Source organism: Pseudomonas sp. NPDC089392 (genome assembly GCF_044749595.1).
In the GTDB taxonomy this organism is placed as follows: Bacteria; Pseudomonadota; Gammaproteobacteria; order Pseudomonadales; family Pseudomonadaceae; genus Aquipseudomonas.
This window is the reverse complement of sequence record NZ_JBIVIF010000072.1, coordinates 1-15,276: the sequence shown is the minus strand read 5'-3', so window position 1 is coordinate 15,276 and position 15,276 is coordinate 1. Positions and strand designations below refer to the sequence as shown.

The following is a 15,276-nucleotide window of genomic DNA, read 5'->3' as shown; positions in this document are numbered from 1 at the left end:
AGGAATAACTGGCCCGAAACAGATGTAGGAGCAGCCTTGTGCTGCGAAGCGCCGCGCGGGCGGCGCTCGATCTGTGCATCACCTCAAATCCCAAGACATGCACGCTTAGGCTCTACGCACCTTCACGTGTAGACTCTCCATCCACCAGCCTCAATATATTCAGAGGGTTACTCTTCTGCAGGGCCGGCGGCAGCAATTCATCAGGATAGTTTTGAAAACAAACAGGCCGCAAATAGCGATCTATGGCAAGCGTGCCGACTGACGTACCGCGGGCATCCGAAGTCGCGGGATACGGCCCACCATGGACCATGGCATCACAGACTTCCACGCCGGTCGGGTAGCCGTTGATCAACACCCGGCCGACCTTCTCCTGCAACAGCTCGCCCAGCCAGCCCCAATCCGCCAGCTCTTCGGGTTCGCCGATCAGCGTGGCTGTCAGTTGGCCGCGCAGGGCCCGGATGGCGGCCGCCAGTTGCTGCTGATCTTCCACCTCGATCAGCAAGGTTGCCGGGCCGAAGACCTCTTCCTGCAGCAGTTCATCACCGTTGAGCAACAGGCTGACATCGGCCTGGAACAGCTGTGGTCGAGCCTGGCCGCCGACCTGTTCAACGCCTGCCAAATGGCGGATGCCTGGATGCTCGTGCAGATGCTTCAGCCCTTTGAGGTAGCTGGCGAGGGTGCCACGGTTAAGCATGGTTTGCGCCGGCTGATCGGCCATCTGCGCCTTGAACTGCTCGACGAACGCGCTAAAGGCCGGTGAACGAAGGCCGAGGATAAGGCCGGGGTTGGTGCAGAACTGGCCACAGCCGAGGGTCACCGAGGCACTGAGTTCGCGGGCGATGGTGTCGCTGCGGGCTTGCAGGGCGCCCGGCAGCAGGATCACCGGGTTGATGCTGGACATCTCGGCGAACACCGGGATCGGCTGGGGCCTTTCGGCAGCGAGGCGACTCAGGGCATTGCCGCCCTTTAGCGAACCGGTAAAGCCCACCGCCTGGATCGCCGGGTGCTTGACTAGCCACTCACCTACGCCACCGCCGTAGATCATGTTGAAGACGCCCGCCGGCATGCCGGTGCGGTCGGCGGCGCGGGTGATGGCATCGGCCACCCATTCGGCCGTGGCCATGTGGCCGCTGTGGGCCTTGACCACCACGGGGCAGCCGGCGGCCAGCGCCGAGGCAGTGTCACCGCCGGCGGTGGAGAAGGCCAGCGGGAAGTTGCTGGCGCCGAACACTGCCACCGGACCGACGCCGATGCGGTACTGGCGCAGGTCCGGGCGCGGTAGCGGCTGTCGATCCGGTAGTGCGCGGTCGATACGCGCGCCATGGAAATCACCACGGCGCAGCACCTTGGCGAACAGGCGCATTTGCCCGCTGGTACGGCCGCGTTCGCCCAGGATACGCCCAGCGGGCAGGGCGGTTTCGCGGCAGACAGTGGCGATGAAATCATCACCCAGAGCGTCCAGTTCGTCAGCGATGGCGTCGAGGAACTCTGCGCGCCGGCCAGCAGGCAGGCTGCGGAAAACCGGAAAGGCGTTGGCTGCGGCTGTGGCAGCGGCATCGACTTCTGCTGCGGTGGCCTGGCTGAATGCGCCAGGCAGCTCTTCGCCCGTTGCGGCGTCAAGGCTTTTGAGGCGGACCTCGCCCAGCGCCGAGCGCTGTCCGCCGATGTAGTTGTGACCAAGGATGCGGGTCATGTAGGGCTCCGTAAGCGGGTGGACAAGTGTCAGGTGATGGCGCCGATCTGCCACGGCACGAATTCGTTCTGGCCGTAGCCGTGCTGCTCGCTCTTGCTACGCTCGCCTGAGGCGATGGCCAGCATCAGCCGGTAGATGTGCTCGCCGCGCTCTTCGATGGTCGTGCTGCCGTCGGCGATGCCACCGCAGTTCACGTCCATGTCTTCTTCCTGGGATTGCCACAGGCGAGTGTTGGTGGCCAACTTGATCGAAGGCGATGGGGCGCAGCCGTAGGCCGAACCGCGGCCGGTGGTGAAGGCGATCAGATTGGCACCTCCAGCGACTTGGCCGGTGGCGGAAATCGGGTCGTAGCCGGGCGTGTCCATGAACACCAGGCCGTGGGCGCGGACCGGCTCGGCGTATTCATAGACGTCCATCAGGTCGCTGGAGCCGGCCTTGGCCACCGCGCCGAGGGATTTCTCGAGGATGGTGGTCAGGCCGCCGGCCTTGTTGCCGGCCGAGGGGTTGTTGTTCAGTTCAGCGCCCATGCGCTGGCAGTAGGCTTCCCACCACTGGATACGGGCGATGAGTTTTTCGCCGACCTGTTGGCTCACCGCGCGACGGGTCAGCAGGTGCTCGGCGCCGTAGACTTCCGGGGTTTCCGACAGAATTGCGGTGCCGCCGGCTGCTACCAGGCGGTCCACGGCATTGCCCAACGCCGGGTTGGCGGTGATGCCGGAGTAGCCGTCCGAACCGCCGCACTGCAGGCCGACGGTGAGGTGGCGAACACTGACCGGTTCCCGCTGCACGGCGTTAGCCTCGGCCAGCAGCGTCTTGATCTGGGCGATGCCGCTGGCGATGGTCTTGGAGGTACCGCCTGTGCCCTGGATGGTGAACGTGCGCAGGGTGTTGCAGCTTTCCAGGCCTTGTGCCGCCAGCAGGTCGGGAATCTGGTTGGTTTCGCAGCCTAGGCCGATCATCAGCACCGAGTGGAAGTTGGCGTGTACCGCGTAGCCGCCGAGGGTGCGTTGCAGCATGGCCAGGGCTTCGCCACCCGGGTCGACCGCGCAGCCGACGCCGTGGGTCAGGGCAACCACGCCATCTACATTGGGGTAGGCTGCGAGCGCTTCGGGGTGGATGTCGCGGCGGAAGTGGTCGGCGATGGCCCGGGCCACGGTCGCCGAGCAGTTCACCGAGGTGAGGATGCCGATGTAGTTGCGGGTGGCCACTTGGCCATTGGCTCGGACAATGCCCATGAAGGTGTCTTCCACGGGCTGTTTGATGCCTTTGGCGTCGACGCCGAAGGCATAGTCGCGGCTGAAGTCGCCCATCGCCACGTTATGTATGTGGACATGCTGGCCGGCAGCAATGGCCTGGCTGGCAAAACCGATGATCTGGCCATAGCGGCGCAGCGCTTCACCGGCGGCGATATCGCGGGCAGCGACCTTGTGGCCGGCCGGAATCGGCTCGCGCACCAGGATGCCTTCAGGCAATTGCAGGCCTTCGGTGAGTGGCTGGCGAGCGATCAGCACATCGTCCAGCGGGTTGAGTCGGATCACGGCCAAGGCAGCGTTTTCACTGCCTGTACTTGTAATAAGTTGCATCACGGTTACCTCAAAAAACGGGGGGCTTATACCCGGTGGAATTCAGGCAAGCCCGCGCTCGCGATAGTCGATCAGGCCGGAGAACAGCATCAGGCCAAAAGCCATGACCACGAAGAAGATCAGGGCGAGGAAGTAGGAGCCGGTGAACTGCACGATCAGGCCGATCAGGATCGGTACGATGACGCCGACCATGTTGCCGCAGAAGTTCATGCTGCCACCGAGCACGCCGGCCTTGGACTTGCCGCCGAGGATGGCTGGCAGGCACCAGTACATGCCGCACCAGCGGATGAAGAACAGGGCGACGCAGAGCAGGCCGATGACCAGCGCGGCATTCGGGGTATAGGCCACCAGCAGGATGCACAGCGCGGCAACGGCGGCGGAGCCGGCGAACATGGTGCGCATCACGGTGTTCGGCTGGCCCCCATTGGTGCGCCATTTGTCGGCGATCCATCCACCGATCAACTCGCCGACGAAACCGCACATGAAGATCAGGAAGGTGGCACCGCCCATGGCCTTGATATCCAGGTTGTGGGTTTGGTGCAGGTAGCTCGGCATCCAGGTCAGCAGGCCATAGAACACGCTGTTGTAGCAGGCGTAGCCGGCGAACATGCACAGCACCGACCGGCTCTTGAGCAATTCCTTGAGTACGGCCTTGCGATTGCCGTTGGCCTTGCTTGCGGCGTCGTTGGCCTGGGTGATGTAGTCCAGCTCGGCCTTGTTCACCAGCGGGTGTTCGCTTGGGTGGTTGCGGATGTACCACCAGGCCCAGACGCCAACGACCACGGTGCCGACACCAGCGATGATGAAAGCGATGCGCCAGGAGTCGAACCAGGTGATCAGGCCGGCGATGATGATCGCGCCGAAGGCGGTGCCCAGTGGTGCGCCGCCGTCCACCAGGGTTGCGCCGCGGCCGCGCTCGTTGGGGGTCAGCCAGGAGCCGTTGAGCTTGGCGCCGGCCGGCATGATCGGCGACTCGGCGACACCCAGGCCGACGCGAGTGATCAGCAGCGTGATCCAGTTGTGGGCGAACCCGCCCAAGGCCTGGAACGCGCCCCAGCCGACGGTGGCGACGCCGACGATGTTGCGGACCTGGAAGCGGTCCAGCAGCATGCCGCTAGGAATCTGCATCAGCGCGTAAGACCAGAAGAAAGCGCTGAGAATAAGCCCCTCCAGGGCCGGCGTCAGTTCGAACTCGGTGGAAATCAACGGCAGGGCTACCGACAGCGAGGCGCGGTCGATGTAGTTGATCGCTGCCAACAACAGCAGGATCAGGAAGATGCGCCAGCGCACAGTGGTCGGGCGGGCGCTGTCGGAGGCTGCGAGGGCGGGCGAGGGGGCCGCCGGATAAGGGCTGTTTTTCATGCTCATCTCACTCTTATGTTTGTTATGAAATGTCGGGCGGCGCCTCCTTGCGCCTCAGTCAGTGGATGAATCGGCTCAGAGCGGTTTCACGGCTCCCGGTTTCAGCGGTTCCCGGGCGAGGCCTACGGTGTTGCACAGAGGCGCACCGAAGTCGTTCAGGCTGATCTCGAACACATCGCCAGGGACGGTCTTGACCTGGTCGGCGAACGACAGGGTGGCAGTGCCGAAGAAGTGGATATGCACATCGCCGGGGCGCAGGAACTGTGAGTATTTGAAGTGGTGGTACTCCAGGTTTTCGAGGGAGTGGCACATGTTGTCCTCGCCGCTGAGGAAGGGCTTCTCCCACAGCACGGCGTCGCCACGGCGAATACGGCTGGTTCCTTCGAGGTGGCGGGGCAGGTCACCCACCCGTAGTTCCGGGCCGTAGGCGCAATTGCGCAGTTTGGAATGGGCCAGGTACAGGTAGCTGCGGCGCTCCATCACATGGTCGGAAAATTCGTTGCCGATGGCGAAGCCCAGGCGGTATGGCAGGCCATCATCACCGATCACGTAGAGCCCCGCCAGTTCCGGTTCCTCGCCTGCGTCTTCGGCGAAGGCAGGGCTCTGCAAGGCCTGGCCCGGGCGGGCGACGATGGAGCCATCACCTTTATAGAACCATTCCGGTTGGGCGCCGACGGAACCGGCGGCCGGCCGGCCGCCCTCGATGCCCCACTGGAACATCCGCGAGGTATCGGTCTGTGCGGCGCTGTCGGTGGCTTTCTGCTGGTGCATCTTGTCGCGGGTCGAGGCACTGCCCAGGTGCGTCAGGCCTGTGCCGGTGATCAGGCAGTGAGCCGGGTCTTCGTGATCCAGTGGCGGCAGTACGCGGCATTCGGCCAGGGCGAGGGGATAACTTTCAGTACTGCTGTCCAGGCCACGCTCCAGTACTTCAGCACTGAGGCTGCGGCGGTTGCGGATAGCGGCCAGGGCCAGTTCGCGCATGTGAGTGGTATGGCGGACGGTCTGAATTTGCTCGCCTTCAACTAGGCCCACGTGACGTTGAGCGGTTGCGGTTTCGAATTGGATCAGGCGCATGCGGGCTCCTTGTTGTTCTTTTGGGGATCAATGGAGGCCACTTTAAATTTCCCGCAGGATGCTGCCTAATGACAGCTGTTCTCCTCGTGATAACTTTTAGTGATCCCCTATGCTGCCACCCTTGAGCTCCATGGCTTCACGCCTACGTTTGCGCCAGCTGCGGCTGTTGATCTGCCTCGACGAGCTGGGCTCGATTCACAAGGCCGCCGAGGCCATGTCCATCACCCAGCCAGGCGCCACCAAGGCCCTAAATGAGATCGAGTCGACCTTGGGTGCTGTGCTTTTCGAGCGCACCACCAAAGGCCTGGAAGCTAATGATCTCGGCCGCTGCGTAGTGCGATATGCAAGACTCATCAACACGGACTTGGCTCATCTTCGCGAAGAGATGATGGGCATTCTTCAAGGTCACGGTGGGCGGCTTTCTGTCGGCACCATAATGGGCGCAGTGCCTATGCTGGTGGAGGGCCTGGCTCAGCTAAGAGAAGAACAACCTGACTTGTCTGTCACGGTAGTCGAAGACACCAGCGATCGTTTGCTGAGCATGCTGGATCAGGGACGCATGGACGTGGTGATTTGCAGAACAAGCGTCAGCCGTCGACCGGACTCATACGAGAGTAGGGTCAAGCACCAGGAAAAACTGGTGCTGGTAGCTAACCCAAGGCATTCACTTGCCGAAAGCCAATGCCTGGAGCTTATGCAGCTGGTAAGTTTCCGCTGGATTGTGTTTCCGGTGAACATGCCCATGCGATTGACGTTAGAGCGAGAGTTTCGAGAGGGAGGGCTTGGTTTCCCGCAATACCCTATCGAGACCTCTTCAACGTTCACCACGCTGGCGATGTTGCGTCAGGACCCGCAACTGCTGGCTGTCATGCCTTGGGATGTAGTCAGGTTGGAGATTGAGCGGGGCACCCTCATAAAGTTGCCATTGCAGCTGAAGTCACGTAGCGAACCTTATGAAATCGTTACCCGCCGAGGGGTGGACTCAAGCAATCCTGCCAAGGCCCTTATTCGCATTCTGATGGCAGAGGGTTGATGGATTTCGCATCTATTGCATGAGGCGACCCGCTGAACCGGCATGAAGCTCCAACTGGCGTCGAGGCGGGCGGGCCGCGTCGACGCCAAAGGCAGTGTCAGGCGTCGCGGTAGGTGCCTTTTTGCTTGGCGGCGTGAACTGCCAATGCATCCATGAGCGGAGGCGACAAGCAGTCGTAGGGTTCCAGGCCAAGTTCACGCAGGCGCTCGCGAATCGCTGCCATCTGTGCCGGTGGCGTGCCGCTTTCGATCACCGAGGACACAAAGGCGGCAAATGCCGGTGCAGACCAGCCGGTTTGCGGGGAAAGCTCGGTATGGACAAAGTCAAGGCCGTAGAAGGCGTGACCGCTGTTCTCGATGCGGCCGAACAGGTGTGCGCCACAGTCACGGCAGGCATGGCGCTGGATCACCGCGCTGGGGTCAACCACCTGCAGCTTCTCACCATGGGCCAGCACGCTGACCTTGTCGCGCGGGACCACCGCGACCACCGAGAAGGTCGCGCCGGCAGGCTTCCAGCATTTGGTGCAGCCACAGGCATGGTTGTGCAGCGTTTGTGCGTTGATGGCGACCTGGACCTTGTCGGTCGGGCACAGGCACTGCAGGGCGCCTCCGGAGAAACCGGACTGCTCGGGCTGAATACCCTGGTCGATCGATGGATGTAACTGGACGGCGTTCATGGTGCTGGTCCCTCCTGGCTCTGGTGTGTGGCCAGTCTGGAGCGTAGGTGAAAATTCCCGTCGATGCCCCCGGCAATTTGTGTATCTGTGCTGACGCGGTACGTGTAGGCGCGGGCTTGTCCGCGAAGAATCCTGTGCGGTGGATGGCACCGGCTTTGCCTGTGTTCGCGGCTAAAGCCGCTCCTGCATGACCGCGTTGGGGGCATCGTCGGCTTCGCTGCGCTTGCGGACCAGGCTGCCGCACAGCACGCCAATCTCGAACAGTAGCCACATGGGCACGGCCAGCAGGGTCTGGGAGAAGATATCCGGCGGGGTCAGGACCATGCCGACCACGAAGCAGCCGATGACCACGTAGGGGCGGATCTTCTTCAGGTACTTCACGTCGACCACGCCGATCCACACCAGCAGCACCACCGCCACCGGGATTTCGAAAGCCACGCCAAAGGCGAAGAACAGCGTCATCACGAAGTCGAGGTAGTTGGCGATGTCGGTCATCATCGCCACGCCTGCCGGGGTGGCAGCGGCGAAAAAGCTGAACATCAACGGGAATACCAGAAAATAGGCAAAGGCCATGCCGGCGTAGAACAGCAGGATGCTCGACGCCAGCAGTGGCAGGGCGATGCGCTTTTCGTGGCGGTACAGCCCAGGTGCAATGAAACCCCAGACCTGCTGCAGGATGAACGGGATGCCGAGGAACAGCGAGACGATCATGGTCAGCTTGAACGGCGTGAGAAACGGCGAGGCCACGTCTGTGGCGATCATCGTTGCATTGGCCGGCATGTGATCACGCAATGGCGCCGAAACCAGGGTGTAGATCTGCTGGGCGAAGGAGAACAGCCCGGCAAAGATCAGAAAGATGACCGCCACGCAGCGCAGCAGGCGGGTACGCAGTTCGGTCAGGTGTGAAACCAGCGGCAGCGGCTGGTCGTGTTGCGGGTTTGCGCTCATGGGGCTCGCTGCGGTTGAGGCTGTTCGGGGGTTGTGGCTGGGGTTGGCGTGGCGCTCGGCTGAGCCGGCGGCGCCTGCAGGACATGCTCGTTAAGCAATTGGCGGCGGACGTCGTCGGCGCCGAGCTCGCGCTCGACCTCGTCCTTGATCGCGTTGAAGCTGCGCTTGAGCCGGCCGACCCACAGCCCGGCGGTACGCGCGGCAGCCGGCAGGCGCTCGGGGCCGAGCACCAGCAGGGCGACCAGGCCGACGAGCAGCAGCTCGCTGAAGCTGATACCGAACATGGGTCAGTCTTTGCGCTGCGGCGCTTGGGCCGGCTGGGCAGGTGTCGACGCCAGCCCGGTCGGCTTGCTCTCTTCGTCGCTCATGGCCGTGCGGAAGCCTTTGATCGACTCGCCAAGGTCGCTTCCGAAGTGCTTCAGCTTCTTGGTGCCAAAGACCAGGACCACGACGCCCAGCAGCACGATCCAGTGTTTCCAGTCAAAAATACCCATGGTGTTCTCCTGGTTCAGGTGGGATGAATCGGCAGGCTGGTGCATGTGCACCAGCCTGCACGTCATCAGGCTTCTAGCCCGGCCTTCGCCTGGCCGGTGCGCAGGGTGAAGTTGACGCCGATCGACAGCGCCGGCTGTGGCGGGTTCCAGTTAGGCTTTGGCGCGGCCAGCAGGAACTCGGTCAGCGGCTCCATCTTGCCCGCCAGCATGTTGGCCAACAGGGTGCCGGTGGCGGTGCCGCGCACGGTACCCAGGCCATTGCAGGCCAGTGCGCCATACACATTCTCGCGCAGCTCGCCGAAGAAGCCGGCGCCGTTGCGGGTCATGCCCAGGCCACCGCCCCAGGTATGCTCGAACGGCACGTCGGTAAGGGTTGGGAAGCGGCGCTCGAACGACTGGCGGTGGGCGACGCGGACCTTGTCGGTATAGCCATCCTTGGAGCGGCCGTCGGGGTTGAAGCTGAAGCTGTTGCGCACCAGGATGCGATTGTCGTGGGTACGACGCAGGGTGCTGCCGAACGGGTCAGCCGGGATCACGCCCCAGAATTCCTGGCCGCCGATGCTGGCCTGTTCGGCCGGGGTCAGCGGACGGGTCAGGCTGCCGTAGGTGAAGATCGGCAACATGCGGTTTTCCAGGAAGCCGAAATGCTGACCGAAGTGGTTGTTGCCGAGGATCAGCTTGTCCGCAGTGATGCGACCGGTCGGGTGATGCAGGACGATCTTCTGGCCATAGTCGACGGCGGTGATCACCGTGTCTTCGTACAGCGTGACGTTCTCTGGCAGGCTGTCGGCCAGGCCTTTGACCAGTGCCGAAGGCTGCACCAGCATGGTGCCCGGGGTGTACAGCGCCTTGCGGTAGAACGAGGTACCGATGTGGTCTTTCAGCTCGTTGCCTTCGATCAGCTCGACCTTTTCGCCCAGGGCTTCCAAGCCGCCACGGTAGGCATTGAGCACGGCGATGCCCTTGTCCTCGATGGCTGCCTGGTATTTGCCGGAGTGGCGCAGGTGGGCGTCGACGATGTTGTGCTGCTCGACCAGGTCGCGAAGGATGCCCTGGCCGCGTTGGTTCAGGTGCAGGATGTTCTTGGCATTGGTCTTGTCGCCGATGTAGTCCGGCGCGCCGATGTCGTGGGGTACGTCGATCAGGAAACCGGCGTTACGGCCGGAGGTGCCGAAGCCGACCTGCTGGGCTTCGACCAGGATCACCTTGTCCTGAGGGAAGTTAAGTGCCAGCTGGCGTGCGGCTGCCAGGCCGGTGAAGCCGCCACCGATCACCACCCAGGGTGCTTTGTCATCACCCACCAGCGGCGCTTTTGGCTGGCGCACGCGGCTGGTGTGGAACCAGCCCGGGGACGAGTCGTCACGTGGCAGCGAGGTCACCCGATGCAGCGAGGCCGGGTCGGCCGGGATTCCGTCGTTGAGCAATGCAGCTGACCCACCTGCTGCGACAACACCGGCACCGATGCCAGCCCCAATAAGTACATTCCTGCGTGTAACTGCCATTTACATCCATCTCAGTCAAAGTGTTTGGTGAAGCGGCCGACTGCAAAGTCGTATTGCAGGGTTCGCCCATCGGCACGGCCGAATGTGGTGAATCCATGAAGTGCATTGATTCTTATGCTAAGAATACAATGTGTATACAGATTGTATGTTTGGAGAAAGGGGTGCGTCAATCTGCCTCTCCATTGCGGGAGTGCAAGCTTGTCGAGAGGCGATCAGCGTTTGTGGCGGGAGAGGATGTTACGTACGGGGAAGGGCGGCCCCAGAATCGGTTTGATGGAATTAGCCATGTACCGCATCACCAGCTTCATCTCGATGCAAGCACAGTACCTGTGGGAGCGGGCTTGCCCGCGAAGAATCTAACGAGGTGTATGGCACCGGCTTCGCCGGTGTTCGCGGCCAAGGCCGCCCACAGAGATTTGCGCAAGTGTTTATATTTTGAGCAAGACAGTTGTCTGCATTGGCCTTGTCGCCGGCAAGCCGGCTCCCACAGGTACCGCGCAGGTGCCGAATCCAATGGGGTCGGTGTAGGAGCGGCTTTAGCCGCGAACACCGGCGCAGCCGGTGCCAACCTTATGCGATATCCATGGGCGCAGGATCAATGCGTCCCGCCAGCGAGCAGCGCCAACAGGGCGTCGGCATCCAGCTTCGCGCTCATTTCACCACCCTCAAGCAGGCTGTCGGCCAAGTCTCGTTTGCGAGCGTGCAAGCCAACGATCTGCTCCTCGATGCTGTTTTCGGCGACCAGTCGGTAGATGGTCACAGGGCGCTGCTGACCGATGCGATAGGCTCGATCACTGGCCTGATCCTCCACTGCCGGGTTCCACCAAGGGTCGAGATGGATGACATAGTCGGCGGCGGTCAGGTTAAGGCCGCTGCCCCCAGCCTTCAGGCTGATGAGAAAAATCTCACCCATGCCAGCCTGGAAGGCGTTCACTCGGCGTTCCCGCTCTTTGACGGGTACGCTGCCGTCGAGATACTGGTAGCTAATGCGTTTTTCATCGAGCAACGTGCGCACGATGCTCAACTGGTCTACGTACTGGCTGAACACCAAGGCTTTGTGGCCATTGTCCAGAAGCTCTTCGACGAGGGCGGCGAATGCCTGAAGTTTGCTCCCTGGCAGTACAGATTCCGGAACCACCAGGCTTGGATGGCAGCAGAAGCGGCGCAGTCGGGTGATTTCCGTCAATATCTGGAAAGACCTTCCTGCACCAGGAACCGATTCTGCAACGTTATCCATAGCTTGCTGACGAAGGGCTTCGTAAAGGTGGGCCTCCTCATCGGACAGCGGTACTTTGTAGGTGATTTCTGTCCGCGCAGGCAATTCGTCGAGTACCTGGCTCTTGAGGCGGCGCAAGATAAAGGGTTGTATAAGGGCTTTGAGGGTCCGGCGGGCTGCCGCATCGCCTTGTTCAATTGGCGCAGCGAAGCGGCTGTTAAAGCTTTCCTGGCTGCCGAGCAGGCCCGGGTTGATAAAGCGGAACAGACTCCACAGCTCGCCCAAGTGGTTCTCCAATGGGGTACCCGTGGCGACCACGCGGAAATTCGCCTGCAACGCCATGACAGCCTGGGCGCGCTTGGTCTGGGCATTCTTGATTGCCTGGGCCTCGTCCAGCACGACACTGTTCCAGGAGCAGGCGGCGAATGCGGCACTGTCTTGCTGTAACAGGCCGTAGCTGGTGATAACCAGGTCGCCGGGGCCTAGCTCATTCAGGTTGCGTTCCTGGTGATACAGATGCAGCTTCAGCTGAGGGGCGAACCGCCTGCTTTCAGCCTGCCAGTTGAGCGTTACCGACGTCGGGGCCACAACCAGTTGTGGGCCGCCGGCAGCCCGCTGCAGCAGAAGGGCCAGGATCTGTACCGTCTTGCCCAGGCCCATGTCATCGGCAAGGCAGGCACCGACGCCCCATTCGGCCAGGCGTGCCAACCAGATGAAACCCTCGTGCTGGTAGGCGCGTAAGTCGGCTTGCAGGGTGCGGGGTAGTTGAGGTTGGTAATTGCGCAGCGACTGCAGTTTTTGCAGATGTGCCTGCCAGCTCTTGTCGGCAGAGAATTCGCCTACTTCTGCTGTCAATCCGGCCAGCAGCGGTGCGGTCAACGGGCTCAGACGCAGGCCTTGGTCCGTGACCCGATCGGCCAGGTGCGCCAGCTCGTCCAGGCGTTTGCGCAATGTCTCATCAAGTGCCAGCCAGTCGCGCTCGCCAAGCTTGAGGAAGCGTCCGGGGCTGGCCTTGAGCAGATCCAGAAGCTGGCGCAGGTGTAGCACCTTGCCGTCATCGAATGCGATCTCGCCCTGCAGCACGAACCATTCTCCTTGTTTGCGCATGCCCAGCTTGAGCTCATTCAGCTCCAGGCGGCCTTTCAAGCGCATGCGTTCGCCTTCCGGCCAAACGCAGTGCACCTGGTCGCCATCCAGTGCATGCAATTCGGCGAGTACCTGCAAGGCATCCTGCGGCTGGGCCAGCTGCCATTCCTGACCATCGCTATCGGCGTTGGCCAGGCCGGGACAGGCCAGTAGCACCTGTTGCAATGCCTGGCGTTCGCCTGCCAGGTCCCGGCACACCTGCAGTGGCTTGCCATCGCGCTCGCCAAGCACGTTTTGCGCGCCTTGGCCCGGCCGGAACCAACTGCTCTCGGCCAATGGCCGCACCAGCAATTGCAGGCGCAAACCTTCGGCAAGTGGCAGCAAATGTGCGTACAGACGCGTATCTGCCGGTTCGTGGTCGAGCTGCGCCGCGAATTCGGGGAGGTTTGAATGGATGGGCAGCAGCGGGGCGATGGCGCTGATCGCTTCGATCAGTTCCGCCTTGCCTGACTGCGGTATGTGCAAGCCTTTGTCGATGATCTTTGCGATCTGGCGCAGGTCGCTGTTGATCGAATAGATCAGCAGGCGGGTCGGCGTTTGCTGGTGCAGGTAGTAGGTGTCTTCGGTGACGATGCCCTGCGGCTCAAGGCGCAGATGAGTCTGCCCATCGACAGCTTCAAGGTGCAGGCTGGCGTGGCCTGCCTCAAGCTCGACACGTACATCCGGTGCGTCGTGCCAGAACAGCGCCGGGTGACCGACCAGCCGGGGCAGGGCCAAGCCGGGAGGTAGCTCGTATTCGGCGTGTGAATAGTAGGTCTGGCTGGCCTGGATCATGCTGATCGCTTGCCGGTCTTGCTCGCAAAGAAAGTCCAGTCGGTCAACTTCATCCACCAGACGCTTGAGGGCTACTGTACGGCCTTTGCTCCATTGGCCCTTTGCCCCAAGCTTCTGCTCGCGCGGCTCTAGATGATTGGAGTAGCGATGGAGATTCAACAGCCACGCCAGGCGAGTTGTCTTCTTGCTGGTGGGGCTGGTCGGCGCGCTGGCCGGCTTCAGCTGACACAGCGCACTGAGGGCGTGTTGCCAGGCTTCCTGGCGCTGCAGCAAAGCGGCCAGCGGCTTCAGGCCTACCTCGTGATGCAGATCGTGAAGTTGCCGTGGTACACCATACTGTACCGCAATCAAGGCATCGAACTCCGCGGCCAGCCAGGCGTAACCCTGTTGATCAAGTTGAGCTCGGTAGTCTTGCAGCTTCGTGCGCCAATCCTGCCCACGCGCGAGCGGGGCATCCAGCCAGTACAGGGCGAGAGCCAGCATCAAGCCATCAAAACCATTGAGTGGGTCGGAGCGCAGGTACGAGAGTTCTGGTTTATTGCCCTGTAATTGCTCGAACAGCTTGGAGAGCACCGGGTAGGCGATGCCGTAGTTCTGCTTGTCGCCCAGCGCCAAAGCCTGCTTGAGCGCCGCGTAGTGCTGGCTATCGTTTTCAGCGATGAGCGCCAGGCAGTACAGGGCGTTGAGCAGCGGCGGCAGGTCGATCTTGCGCTTTTTGGTCTGCCTGCGCTGATCGGTAAGCCAGGCCCGTATCAATTTCAAGGCGTCGCTAACCTGGCCGTGCAGCATGAACTGCACGCTTGCGACGGTGATCGGGGCGCCCTGTTCACCGTAAAGTTGTAGCGGCTTCCAGTCGCCTCGCCACAGGGCCTGTTGCATCAATTGCACCCCCAGCGCAGGGGAGGGGTAGTGCGCCATTTCGACCTGGGCTACGGCATAGCTTTGCGATGCTGGCCCCAACAGGCTGTTGTTCAAGCACAGGTAGTCCTCCAGCAGCAGCCCGCGTACTGTGTCGTCCAACTGGGCAAACACTTTCAGGCCGGCCGCATCGGCCTGCAGAAGATGCATAGGGTGTTGACTGGTCCATTCCCTCGCGTTGAGTAGCCTTCCCGCCTGATACATCGACTGCTGCAATCGCTGGCCGCTACCACTCAGCAGGTCCAGCCAGAGCTCTTGCAGTGCCCGGGGCTTGCCAGGGGCTTGCCACTGCCCAAGTGCAGGCAGACTGTCGTCGATCTGCTGCAATCGCTGGGCACCGTCAGCGGCGTTTAGCAGGCTGAGCAGTACACTGTTGCGCCGCTGTGCAGCCACGACGAAGTATTGCCCTTCGTTACGCTGCTCGACTTCGACCCAGCCTTGGTCCTGGAGCACTTGCAGCAAGCCGGGCAAGGTTGTGACATCAAGCAGCTTGCCGCCCGGGTCACAGATACCCATGGTCCGAAGCAGTTTGAGTAGCGAGGTTTTCCCTTTGCCAGGGAACGCCGTCGCCAAGGCATAGAGCAGGCCCCTGCAGTTATCGGGCAGAGAATCGGGACTGAGCGGTTGGGTGGACATGTTGGACCTCATTGGAGCGGTAAAGCGATTGTACGCTAGGTCAATTCAGATGTTTTCGGGATCCCCACGTCGCAGCTGATCAGCTATTGAATGCCTTGGTCCTCCAGCGTGTTGCGCAATGCAAGGTGTTCTCCATGCCTTTAGCAGCGCCTATTCGATCGAGCGCCGCCCGCGCGGCGCTTCGCGGCACAAGGCCGCTCCCACATCTGTTTCGGGCCAGT

Annotated in this window: 11 protein-coding genes; 1 reads left to right on the top strand and 10 read right to left on the bottom strand. The window is 62.0% G+C overall.

Annotation, left to right across the window (positions count from 1 at the left end):
* Positions 1-112 precede the first annotated feature (112 nt).
* The 4 genes from ACIP1G_RS31035 to araD1 form a co-directional block, all read right to left on the bottom strand.
* On the bottom strand, positions 113-1,693 hold the full coding sequence (locus ACIP1G_RS31035) for an aldehyde dehydrogenase (NADP(+)) (protein WP_400744204.1): 1,581 nt from the start codon (positions 1,691-1,693) through the stop codon (positions 113-115).
* A gap of 29 nt (positions 1,694-1,722) precedes the next feature.
* Positions 1,723-3,276, bottom strand: coding sequence for a UxaA family hydrolase (locus ACIP1G_RS31030; protein WP_400744201.1), 1,554 nt, complete (start codon positions 3,274-3,276; stop codon positions 1,723-1,725).
* A gap of 42 nt (positions 3,277-3,318) precedes the next feature.
* Positions 3,319-4,638, bottom strand: a complete 1,320-nt coding sequence (locus ACIP1G_RS31025) for an MFS transporter (RefSeq protein WP_400744198.1) — start codon at positions 4,636-4,638, stop codon at positions 3,319-3,321.
* Positions 4,639-4,713: 75 nt separating this feature from the next.
* Positions 4,714-5,712, bottom strand: coding sequence for an AraD1 family protein (araD1, locus tag ACIP1G_RS31020; protein WP_400744195.1), 999 nt, complete (start codon positions 5,710-5,712; stop codon positions 4,714-4,716).
* 109 nt (positions 5,713-5,821) lie between these two features.
* On the opposite strand from araD1, the gene ACIP1G_RS31015 reads away from it, so the two are divergent.
* On the top strand, positions 5,822-6,745 hold the full coding sequence (locus ACIP1G_RS31015; RefSeq protein ID WP_400744192.1) for a LysR family transcriptional regulator: 924 nt from the start codon (positions 5,822-5,824) through the stop codon (positions 6,743-6,745).
* A 97-nt stretch (positions 6,746-6,842) separates the two neighbouring features.
* On the opposite strand, the gene gfa is transcribed toward ACIP1G_RS31015, so the two are convergent.
* From gfa to ACIP1G_RS30985, 6 genes are all read right to left on the bottom strand, one after another.
* The gene (gene gfa / locus ACIP1G_RS31010; protein WP_400744189.1) at positions 6,843-7,421 is read right to left on the bottom strand and encodes an S-(hydroxymethyl)glutathione synthase; all 579 of its coding nucleotides are present in this window, start codon (positions 7,419-7,421) and stop codon (positions 6,843-6,845) included.
* A gap of 171 nt (positions 7,422-7,592) precedes the next feature.
* Positions 7,593-8,369, bottom strand: a complete 777-nt coding sequence (gene tatC / locus ACIP1G_RS31005; protein ID WP_400744186.1) for a twin-arginine translocase subunit TatC — start codon at positions 8,367-8,369, stop codon at positions 7,593-7,595.
* Positions 8,366-8,653 (bottom strand): Sec-independent protein translocase protein TatB, encoded by a 288-nt coding sequence (tatB, locus tag ACIP1G_RS31000; RefSeq protein ID WP_400744183.1) that lies wholly within the window; start codon positions 8,651-8,653, stop codon positions 8,366-8,368. Before tatB ends, tatC begins: the two co-directional genes overlap by 4 nt.
* A gap of 3 nt (positions 8,654-8,656) precedes the next feature.
* A complete protein-coding gene (locus ACIP1G_RS30995) occupies positions 8,657-8,863 on the bottom strand; it encodes a twin-arginine translocase TatA/TatE family subunit (protein ID WP_400744180.1) in 207 nt (68 codons plus the stop codon).
* A gap of 65 nt (positions 8,864-8,928) precedes the next feature.
* Positions 8,929-10,251, bottom strand: a complete 1,323-nt coding sequence (locus ACIP1G_RS30990; protein WP_400744207.1) for an NAD(P)/FAD-dependent oxidoreductase — start codon at positions 10,249-10,251, stop codon at positions 8,929-8,931.
* Between the two features lie 709 nt (positions 10,252-10,960).
* Positions 10,961-15,055 (bottom strand): DEAD/DEAH box helicase, encoded by a 4,095-nt coding sequence (locus tag ACIP1G_RS30985; protein ID WP_400744178.1) that lies wholly within the window; start codon positions 15,053-15,055, stop codon positions 10,961-10,963.
* Between the last annotated feature and the right edge of the window lie 221 nt (positions 15,056-15,276).

Bases quoted from the DNA above. Each gene is read 5' to 3' on its own strand.
- ACIP1G_RS31015 (WP_400744192.1), top strand. From the start codon at position 5,822: ATGCTGCCACCCTTGAGCTCCATGGCTTCACGCCTACGTTTGCGCCAG.
- ACIP1G_RS31030 (WP_400744201.1), bottom strand. From the start codon at position 3,276: ATGCAACTTATTACAAGTACAGGCAGTGAAAACGCTGCCTTGGCCGTG.
- araD1 (WP_400744195.1), bottom strand. From the start codon at position 5,712: ATGCGCCTGATCCAATTCGAAACCGCAACCGCTCAACGTCACGTGGGC.
- tatC (WP_400744186.1), bottom strand. From the start codon at position 8,369: ATGAGCGCAAACCCGCAACACGACCAGCCGCTGCCGCTGGTTTCACAC.
- ACIP1G_RS31035 (WP_400744204.1), bottom strand. From the start codon at position 1,693: ATGACCCGCATCCTTGGTCACAACTACATCGGCGGACAGCGCTCGGCG.
- ACIP1G_RS30995 (WP_400744180.1), bottom strand. From the start codon at position 8,863: ATGGGTATTTTTGACTGGAAACACTGGATCGTGCTGCTGGGCGTCGTG.
- tatB (WP_400744183.1), bottom strand. From the start codon at position 8,653: ATGTTCGGTATCAGCTTCAGCGAGCTGCTGCTCGTCGGCCTGGTCGCC.
- gfa (WP_400744189.1), bottom strand. From the start codon at position 7,421: ATGAACGCCGTCCAGTTACATCCATCGATCGACCAGGGTATTCAGCCC.
- ACIP1G_RS30985 (WP_400744178.1), bottom strand. From the start codon at position 15,055: ATGTCCACCCAACCGCTCAGTCCCGATTCTCTGCCCGATAACTGCAGG.
- ACIP1G_RS31025 (WP_400744198.1), bottom strand. From the start codon at position 4,638: ATGAAAAACAGCCCTTATCCGGCGGCCCCCTCGCCCGCCCTCGCAGCC.